The organism is Mesorhizobium sp. M1143 (assembly GCF_040318435.1).
Lineage (GTDB): Bacteria > Pseudomonadota > Alphaproteobacteria > Rhizobiales > Rhizobiaceae > Mesorhizobium.
Window position 1 is genome coordinate 1 of record NZ_JAMYMJ010000093.1, and the last position, 9,346, is coordinate 9,346.

4 protein-coding genes and 6 pseudogenes are annotated in these 9,346 nt (G+C 59.4%); 5 read left to right on the top strand and 5 right to left on the bottom strand.

The features are described from left to right. Positions 1 to 10 precede the first annotated feature (10 nt). Positions 11 to 4,162, top strand: a pseudogene (locus NKH35_RS30085) (Ulp1 family isopeptidase); the annotation flags it as partial. A gap of 152 nt (positions 4,163 to 4,314) precedes the next feature. On the opposite strand, the pseudogene virG reads toward NKH35_RS30085, so the two are convergent. Next, positions 4,315 to 5,029, bottom strand: a pseudogene (gene virG, locus NKH35_RS30090) (two-component system response regulator VirG). A 79-nt stretch (positions 5,030 to 5,108) separates the two neighbouring features. On the opposite strand from virG, the gene NKH35_RS30095 reads away from it, so the two are divergent. After that, entirely contained in the window at positions 5,109 to 5,384 is a 276-nt protein-coding gene (locus NKH35_RS30095) for an acyl carrier protein (protein ID WP_023679571.1), read from the top strand. 105 nt (positions 5,385 to 5,489) lie between these two features. Here NKH35_RS30095 and NKH35_RS30100 read toward each other — a convergent pair whose 3' ends face one another. From NKH35_RS30100 to NKH35_RS30110, 3 genes and pseudogenes are all read right to left on the bottom strand, one after another. Then, positions 5,490 to 6,107, bottom strand: coding sequence for a hypothetical protein (locus NKH35_RS30100; RefSeq protein WP_352539188.1), 618 nt, complete (start codon positions 6,105 to 6,107; stop codon positions 5,490 to 5,492). Beyond that, positions 6,107 to 6,286, bottom strand: coding sequence for a hypothetical protein (locus NKH35_RS30105; protein ID WP_352487759.1), 180 nt, complete (start codon positions 6,284 to 6,286; stop codon positions 6,107 to 6,109). The genes NKH35_RS30100 and NKH35_RS30105 overlap by 1 nt, the downstream gene beginning before the upstream one ends. Continuing rightward, positions 6,283 to 7,012: pseudogene (locus tag NKH35_RS30110) on the bottom strand (IS6 family transposase). Before NKH35_RS30110 ends, NKH35_RS30105 begins: the two are co-directional and overlap by 4 nt. Before the next feature lie 294 nt (positions 7,013 to 7,306). On the opposite strand from NKH35_RS30110, the pseudogene NKH35_RS30115 reads away from it, so the two are divergent. The 3 pseudogenes from NKH35_RS30115 to NKH35_RS30120 form a co-directional block, all read left to right on the top strand. Continuing rightward, positions 7,307 to 7,682 (top strand): annotated as a pseudogene (locus tag NKH35_RS30115) (flagellar export protein FliJ). 122 nt (positions 7,683 to 7,804) lie between these two features. Continuing rightward, a pseudogene (locus NKH35_RS32095) lies at positions 7,805 to 8,104 on the top strand (DUF1403 family protein); the annotation flags it as partial. Between the two features lie 26 nt (positions 8,105 to 8,130). After that, a pseudogene (locus NKH35_RS30120) lies at positions 8,131 to 8,752 on the top strand (IS6 family transposase); the annotation flags it as partial. Between the two features lie 215 nt (positions 8,753 to 8,967). On the opposite strand, the gene NKH35_RS30125 reads toward NKH35_RS30120, so the two are convergent. Next, a partial coding sequence (locus tag NKH35_RS30125) for a KUP/HAK/KT family potassium transporter (protein ID WP_502907011.1) occupies positions 8,968 to 9,346 on the bottom strand: 379 nt, incomplete at its 5' end.

Sequence of the window (9,346 nt, forward strand, 5' to 3'; positions counted from 1 at the left end):
AGCTAAAGACGGGCGGGTGCTCGGCGCATTGGAATGGCTAGGCGACGAACATATCCAGAGGGATTACCAACTCCTGGAGCAGGAGTTGCAGGGGAACAATCCAGATCTCGCCGCCCGGACGCGGTTCGTGGATCCCCTCGTAGCCAATTATCATCTGCGCTTGGGCTCCGAGAGCGTCATGCTAAGCGCATTCCAGCGCATCGTCCATCAGAACGGTAACGACACAGCCGACTTCCTGTTCGTGCCAGTGAGCGATGGCGGTAAGACTCTTGCGGAGCGCGGCACCCATTGGTCGCTGCTGTTCGTTGATCGCAGCGACCGGGAACGGCCGGTTGCCTATCATTATGACTCCTACAACGGATGCAATGACACGCTTGCAAAAGAGCTCGCAGAAAATCTGGGCGCCAGCCTGGAGACCCGCGTGGGCGTATCCCGCATCGCCCAGCAGAGCAACGTGGTGGATTGCGGAGTCTACGTGGTGGACGGCACGCGGGCGCTGGTTGGGCGATTGCAATCGCAGCCAGATAACCTGAACCTCAACAACCTCGTCGTCAATCGGCAGGCACTACAAACCCGCCTCAGGGGTGACAATACATTCGGAACGGCAAATAATCTTACGAACTTTGAACTCATGGACCGACAGGCCCGAGACGCGGTTAAGGAAAGCCCCGTTGGGACGTTTCACCAGCAGATCAAGCGGCTCGGCCAGTCAGCGCCAGACGTTGCTCCCGGGGACCCATTTAAATTTCAAAGTCTTGAGAGCAAGGGGGACGCCGCTGCGCAGCGCAGCGGGCCGCAGGAGGAATACAGTTGGCCAGAGTATCTCCCCCCTGGGAAAGCTAATGAAGACGACGCTGTTCTGGCATCGTCTTTCGTGCCAACTGGGCCCCATCACCAAGCCTCGGATCCCGCAGGGTCCTTTCGTCCCCTGAGCTGGCGCGACGGCGACCAGCGCGCGCCGGACGAGCGGATCGCTGCACAGGACAGGAGCAACCTGCTACCAAGCGAGGAGGTGCCACTGAGGCCACCGGAATTCGCTCCTCCCAGCTTGCGGGCGGGGAATTCCGCCTCGCCAGAGCTCTTTCCTGAGGGGATGTCCCCCGCGGTCGAAGGGTTTTTTGGTGTTTTCGGCGACCCCAGCGGGCGGGTGCTCGGCGCATTGCAATTGCTAGGCGACGAACATATCCACAGGGATTACCAGCTCCTGGAGCAGGAGTTGCAGGGGAACAATCCAGAACTCGCCGCCCGGACGCGGTTCGTGGATCCCCTCGTAGCCAATTATCATCTGCGCTTGGGCTCCGAGAGCGACAAGCTAAGCGCATTCCAGCGCATCGTCCATAATCAGAACGGTAACGACACAGCCGACTTCCTGTTCGTGCCAGTGAGCGATGGCGGTAAGACTCTTGCGGAGCGCGGCAAACATTGGTCGCTGCTGTTCGTTGATCGCAGCGACCGGGAACGGCCGGTTGCCTATCATTATGACTCCGTCAGCGGATGGCATGACAAGCTTGCAAAACACCTCGCAGAAAGGCTGGGCGCCAGCCTGGAGACCCGCGTGGACTTACCCCGCATCGCCCAGCAGAGCAACGAGTGGGATTGCGGAGTCTACGTGGTGGACGGCACGCGGGCGCTGGTTGGGCGATTGCAAAGATGGCAGCCAGACCTGCCAGACCTGAACCTCAACAACCTCGTCGTCAATCGGCAGGCACTACAAACCCGACTCATGGGTGACGATACATCTGGAACGGCAAATTATCTCACGAACTTTGAACTCATGGACCGACAGGCGCGAGACGCGGTTAAGGAAAGCCCCGTTGGGACGTTTCACCAGCGGATCAAGCGGCTCGGCCAGTCAGCGCGAGCGTTGCACGACAGAGCCCTGGCTCCAGTCGCGCCGGACCAAGGCAACCCAGACTCGGTGTTCGTACGGGACGTTGTTCCCGGGGAAACACGCCATCATCATGCGCCGGATTCGTCAGTGGTTGATCTGAATCCCCCCGCACCGTTCGAGTTGCGTGACCATGCTCGTTCTATGCCGGCGGCGGTGCAGCCAGATCCTCCAGTAGTGGTCTCCGGTCGCGACAAGCGTCCTCTTTATTCCAACGATGCGACCGTTGTCGAAGGGCTGCGGTCAGCACTCTATGCCGGTAAGGTCGGGGAGCGCACGGTCACGGACCATGTAAATTCTCTTCTCGGCTTTGGTCGTTGGCTCTTTGATAATAACAAGCCGGGATTTGCTACTCGGCTTGACGATCCGTTGCTGGATCAGGATCTCAAGGAGTACCAGCGCGAGAGTGGCTCCTCGAACGTGGCTAGAGCACTGGGTCGTCTCAAAGAGTCGGCGGGCGGAGCGCCAATGGTGGGCCGCGCTGCCCTGAATCCCGACCCTGCCGACGCCGTGCTCATCAAAGAGTACAAAGCGGCTCTCATCAAAGAGTACAAGGGAGCGCCTGCGACCGGGCCGAATCGCCAAACCATTCACGACTATGGAGCTACTCTTAGACGTTTCAGTGAATACCTGGTTGAAAACAACAAGCCGGGGATTGCGGCTCGGCTTCACGAGGAGTCGCTGGATGAAGATGCCAAGCGCTATAAGGCCTCCAGTGGTGACCGGAGGATCATTGCACTAGCTCAACTCCGGAAGTTCCTGCCGTCCGCCGCACTCGGGCGCGAAATTGCCCTTGCTGCTCGTCCGGAAGACGCACTCGGCATGGAGGCTCGTGCCATTGGGGACGCCGCTGCGCAGCACAGCGGGCCGCAGAAGGCATTGGGTCGGCCAGAGAAGCCCCCTGGGAAAGCTAAGCAGCTGAGCGAGATCGGCAATTCAGGCGCTCGCGTGCTGATGCAGGCCCCCACCCATCAAGTGGGTGCATTGCCATGGGAGGCGCAGCCCATGATGCAAGGGAGCGGACAAGAACACGCCGCGGCGCCGTACGCCGGAGGCAGTGGGTCGATGCTGGGTGCCTCGGTGCTGCAGCCGGGTCACTCAACGGCGCGCCATCATCATGCGCCGGATTCGTCAGTGGTTGATCTGAATCCCCCCGCACCGTCCGAGTTGCGTGACCATGCTCGTTCTGTGCCGGCGGCGGTGCAGCCAGATCGCCCAAAAGTGGTCTCCGGTCGCGACAAGGGTCCCCTCTATTCCAACGATGCGACCGTTGTCGAAGGGCTGAGGTCAGCTTACGCGGGTAAGGTCAAGGAGAGCACGGTCAAGCGCCATGTAAATTCTCTTCTCGGCTTTGGTCGTTGGCTCTTTGACAATAACAGGCCGGGATTTGCTGCTCGGCTTGACGAATCGTCGCTGGATCAGGATCGCAAGGAGTACGAGAGCAGGGGTGGCCCCTCGGAGTACGAGAGCAGGGGTGGCCCCTCGATCGTGGCTAGAGCACTGGGTCGTCTCAAGACGTTGGCGGGCGGAGCGCCAGTGGTCGACCGCCCTGTCCGGAATCCCTACCCTGCCGACGCCGCGCTCATCAGAGATTACACAGCGGCTCTCATCAAAGAGTACAAAGAAGCGCCTGCGACCGGGCCGAATCGCGGTACCATTCAGGTCTATGGATCTACTCTTATACGTTTCAGTGAATACCTGCATGAAAACAAAAAGCCGGGGATTGCGGATCGGCTTCACGAGGGGTCGCTGGATGAAGATGCCAAGCGCTATGTGAACTCCGGTGGTAACCGGAGGATCAGTGCACTAGCTCATCTCCGGAAGTTCGCACCCGGGCGCGAAATTGCCCTTGCTGCTCGTCCGGAAGACGCAGTCGGCATGGAGGCTCGTGCCATTGGGGACGCCGCTGCGCAGACCGCGGCACAAGCTCATGGCCACGCAGGAGAGCAGGGACCCATCTCTCGAGCTCAACAAGTCGCGCCAGCGCCGTTTGAACGGCACTTGGGCAAGAAGCGTGAGGCCCAGGACGGACTGACGAGTACACTTGACAGGAGCAACCTCGTGAACAGCGGGGGCGTCATCATAAACAATGAACATTACACAGCGCTGTTGAGACCGGCGAAGAGGCAGAGGACTGATAATCCGCAAAGCCGCGCCATGGGGCGGCAACTGAGCGAAGCAACCACGACGTCCATCAGCCAAGCCTCCGATCAAGCCCGAGCGGACCTAATGGCTTCCTTCAGAAGCAGGGAGCGCTCCGACGCGGGGCGTTGAGCTCCATGGCTGGGGTCAAGCAGAACAGCTCTCTTGACGACAGAGGCGCTGATGCGATCTCCGGACCGGTAGCTCTCGCTGTAATTGATCAGGCTGGTACTGTTGGAAGGCTTGATCAGCCTCGTCACCCCAATCTCCAGCATAGCTCACTGTCACGCGGCCAACGTGCCTCCGTAGCTAACATCTACGTCAGCGTTGAAGAAGTACCCTGCGCCACGGGATGTTTTGACCAGGCGAGGGTTGGCCGCATCAGCCTCCAGCTTTCGGCGCAAGCGCATGATTAGGACATCGATACTTCGATCGTACACCTCTTCTCCACGCACACGGCTCGCGAGCAAAAGCCGTTCTCTGGATAGCACGTTGCGGGGGTTCTCCAGAAATGCGATCAAGAGATTGAACTCACATGCGGTAAGCTTGACCTCGCCACGCTCCGCACAGATCAGTCGCCGCTGCTTCACGCTGAGCTTCCAGGCCCCAAAGCGAAATGAGCGCTGCTCTCTGGTTCGCGGACTAGAAATGCGCTGGCGTAGCGCTACTCGAATGCGGGCCAAGAATTCGCGCATCCCGAAAGGCTTGGGAATGAAATCGGTTGCGCCGAGCTCCAGTGCAACCACTTTTTCCGCCTCATCAAGCCGGTCGCCGCTGATCACTATGATAGGAACATCCGATTTTGTCGCCAGATTGCGGACGATCGCAAGTCCATCCTCCCGGCCTAGGTTAAGGTCAACAACCACGAGATCGACTGGCTCACGTGAAAGAACATAGTCAAACTGCTTGCTATCGTGGACTGCGGTTACCTTCAGGGCATGCATCGGCGATGAGGCGCCGCATTGCGGCATCATCGTCAATGACAAGAACATGTTTCAACGGCACACCTCGTTATGGGGGTTGCGCCCCGATCAGGGTTGCATTACCTGAATCTGCGAGCAAAAGGCATGTATTAGTGATGACATTACTTGAAATTGAACAACTGGTTCTCAAAACCCTCAACGCTCTAGTTGCCGAAAAAGTAGAGGTGTCGATGACAACCAGAATGCGGGATCTCGGCCTCGACAGCCTCGACTATAACGAGCTTGCTACGGCGATCGAGAGCCGACTTGGCTGGTTTGTCGACGATTACAAGCTCTGGCAATACGAGTCCGTAAGGCATGTCGCCGACGCCGTCGCCAGTCAGGAGTTGCGCACCGCGGAACCACCAGCAGTGCGGCAAGTGCTGGAGTAGTGCTGTAGGCACAGGTTACGGTGAGGGCAGCTTGGGCGGCGGTAGCTATGGCCATTGCTCCGCTGTGGTTTCTATTCGTGACTGGTGTGTTTGAGAACTGTTGGGTCAGCCCGGTCCATGTCGCAGTGCCGATGCCCCCTTGATGGCGTTGCCCGCAATTGCGATCGCTGCGCCCAGGGCACCAATGCTGACGGTCGTTGTCAGGCCACCCGTTGAATTGTTGTCAGAGGCAACAGTGCCCACCACACCATCCCAATTGGTGGTCGTATAGACCGACATGTAGTCACGGAACACGCTCTCACTATACGTGGTCACGATCGTTGCCGTCGTACCGGTTGGCACGAGGGCTGACCACACTGACAGATAGACCACACCAGAATTGAAGATGCTTTCCACCTGAGCGAGAAGGGTGGCAGCCACACCCCCAATCGTCATACTGTTGACGGTCACTGCACTTTCGGTGTCAGTGGTCTCAGTTGTCACGATGACACGACGATTAGCGTGTGGCGCGACAAGAAGCGGAATGCTGGTGTGGGTGTAAACGGTCGTGGCAGTCGAGTCTTCGTGAGTGCCATTGAAGACCAGATCTATCGGGAACATTTCCTCCCAGACGCCCGAGCTGCGCACATAGACCTGTCGAGCCTTGGTCCAGAGGCTTGAGATTTTCACCCATACGGCGCTGGCCGCCCCCCAGACCCCGGAGGCTTTGACGTAAAGGGCCATTACGGCTGCACCCAGAAATCACCGTCCACGCCGCCAGAAGGGGCAGCGGCCGAGATCGTGACGCTGCGATTTGCCATCGTGCCGACGCCGAGAAGCGCCTTGGTCTGGGCAATGGACTGCGGTCGACGATAATTGTCCCCGGTGCCGTCACTCGACACGCGACCGATGAAGCTCGTCACAGCGTCGGCACCTGTGGCGTAGGTCGAGCGGTACAAACGCGTCGTGATATCACCAGCGCCATCGCGCTGAGGCGATGAACATGTATGGCGAGAGCAGAACGTTTGGGGCGGGGCGGGACGAATAGGTTGCGGAGGGCTGACAAGGTCGAGACGAAGCGTTGCAGGCCTCCCGGCGATCGGACCCCTGCATCATCCGCTCCCGTTTTCGCGGCGGCACATGGGAATTCTCCGCTCCGTTGTTCAACCCCTTGTGCGACCGGTGCTTGACGTCCGGCATCACCTGTCGCTTTGCCGCTCCATACGAGCGCAGCTAGTCGGTGATCATGCGCTTCGGCGCGAGCCCCTGCTTCTTCAACAGCCGCGTCAGCAAGCGCTTGGCGGCCTTGGTGTTGCGGCGGTTTTGCACGATTTCGTCCAGCACATATCCATCCTGGTCGACGGTGCGCCACAACCAAAGCTTTTTGCCGGGCGATGGTGACGACCACTTCGTTCAGGTACCAGACGTCATTCCGGCACGGCGGCTTGCGGCGCAAGCAGCGAGCGCAGTCCAGCCCGAACTTGATGCCCCACCGGCGACTTGTCTCATACGAAACCACGATGCCGCGTTCCAGCAGCATTTCCTCAACCAGGCGCAGGCTCAGCGGAACCGGAAATAAAGCCAGACCGCGTGGGCGATAATAGGCGGCGGAAATCGGGGGGCGTGTAGCTGACGGCGGGCGTATTCATGCCCCCCGGCGTCCATGTCGCAAATCTTGACGATTGCTTTGTGTGTCAAGCCCGCCGCAGGTCTCAACGCGTTCAATGCAGACATTGTGAAAATCGCCCTATTCCGCCTTTTTTTACCGCCCCTTAAGTCCCCCGCTCGCGTGCTTGTCGATGCCATTGAACTCATAGCCATCGGCCAAGGATTTTGGAAAATATGTTTCCGCTCGCAGCAGAAAACGTGAGAGTCGCTGTAGGCCTAACGTTAAGGGGAGAGAGCGGTTTGATTGGACGAAATGGGTACCGGAGTACCGAGTCATGAAGCCACGAGGTAATCTGGTCCGACTGAAGCAATTTCAGGTGAATGAGAAGCGGCGACAGTTGCACCAGCTAGACATCATGATTGCCGATTTCGAACGCATGGCGCGAGAACTGGACTTCCAGTTAAACGCCGAGGAAACGAAGGCCGGCATCTCCGATGTCAATCATTTCGCTTATCCGACGTTCGCCAAGGCCGCTCGCCTACGTCGTGACAACGTCAAGAATTCGCAATCGGACCTTCTGCGGCAGAGAACCGCAGCCGAGCCATGCCTCGCCGAGGCTGAAGCAGAGCTCTCCAAGGCGCAAATGCTAGAAGCGCAGCGGCAGAGGCCACGACCTCGAACCCGGCAACCGAAGCGGCATGATCGGCTGAGCCGGATGGCTTCAGCGCGCCTCATTCGCGACACCCGACTGGCCGTTGGCGCGCGAGAGGCGTGCGGGCACTGTAAAGATATCAGCGTCTTGATGCAGCGATAGCTGGTCGGGACGGCTGTCATGCTGCGGCGACATACGCGATTTTGTTCCAGATTTGCATGGCGGCGTTACGCAGGTATTGGGGGAAAGTGGAACTGGTTGGCACTCGGATCATCGGTGGAAACGAACCGCTGCCGGCGGATCGGCGCCTGGCGGCAACGCCTGGCGCTTTCGGCGGCGGCGGTAACGGCAAAGCAGGCTGGCCGGTCGAGGATGAAGCGGCACCTGCGCGATGCCGTTCTGCTCACGGCCGGGAGACGGGGTCGGCCCCGCCGGCCGGATGCTGCTCGCTTGGCGCGGCATCGTAAAGACAACCGACAGCTTATGAAGATGTGCGTACATTGGGCATGTCAGAAGTTGCTCGTGATCCGCTCTATGGTCGCCACCGCTTTCCCGCCGAGATCATTGCGCACGCGGTATGGCTCTACTTTCGCTTTCCGCTCAGCCTGCGCATGGTTGAGGACATGCTGGCGGCCCGCGGCATCATCGTCACGCATCAGACCGTTCGAAGCTGCGCGGAGAAATTCGGACGGCATTCCGCCCAGGAGATCAATATCAGCCGGCTGCCTGGGCGACAAATGGCATCTCGACGAATGTGTCGTGGCTATCAGTGGCAAGAAGCAGTGGCTCTGGCGTGCCGTCGATCAGGACGGCTTCGTCCTCGAAGTGCTGGTACAAAGCCGCCGAAATGCCAAGGCGGCAAAGCGTCTGATGCGCAAGTTGCTGAAAGCTCAAGGGCGGACACCACGGCTCATGATCACAGACAAGCTCCGATCTTATGATGCCGCCATGCGCGACCTCATGCCCGGCGTCGAACACCGGTCGCACACAGGCCTGAATAATCGAGCGGAAAATTCGCACCAGCCGACCCGACGACGCGAAAGGATCATGAAACGCTTCAAGTCGGCACGCCAGCTTCAGCGGTTCGTTTCCATCCATGATCCGATTGCCGACCTGCTCACTTTCCCTGCAATGCGCTGTCATCGGCTCAACATCGAGACCTGCGTAACGCCCCATGCAAATCTGGAACAAAATCGCGTGTGTCGCCACAGCGTGACAGCCGTCCCGGCCAGCTATCGCTGCATCAAGCCGCTGAAACTTACAGTGCCGGGCGCGCTGCTACCTGAATTTCCTTACCGCTCAATCAATGTGACAGCACCGATTCTTCTCAACCGCGGCATGCCCTAAATCGTCACTTGCGTTCCGATCTCGACGACGCGTCCGGTCGGGATCTGGAAGTACTCCGTCGCGTCGGCCGCCGTACGCGCCAGGCCGATGAACAACCGGTCCTGCCACACCGGCATGCCGGAATTGGGCGAGGCCTTGAGCGAACGCCGTGACAGGAAGAACGAGGTCGTCATGATGTCGAACTTCCAGCCTTGCTTGCGGCAGATCGCCAGCGCGCGCGGGATGTTCGGCTGCTCCATGTAGCCGAAGGTCAGCGTCACCCGCATGAACAGCTCGTTGACCGTCTCCATCTTGACCCGGTCGCTGTCGGGCACCACCGGTTGCGGCGCGGTCACCACCGAAAGGATGACGTTCTGCTCGAGCAGCACCTTGTAG

What these genes read in the sequence shown, in the direction of transcription:
- NKH35_RS30095 (WP_023679571.1), top strand. Translation starts at nt 5,109, where the DNA reads ATGACATTACTTGAAATTGAACAACTGGTTCTCAAAACCCTCAACGCT.
- NKH35_RS30100 (WP_352539188.1), bottom strand. Translation starts at nt 6,107, where the DNA reads ATGGCCCTTTACGTCAAAGCCTCCGGGGTCTGGGGGGCGGCCAGCGCC.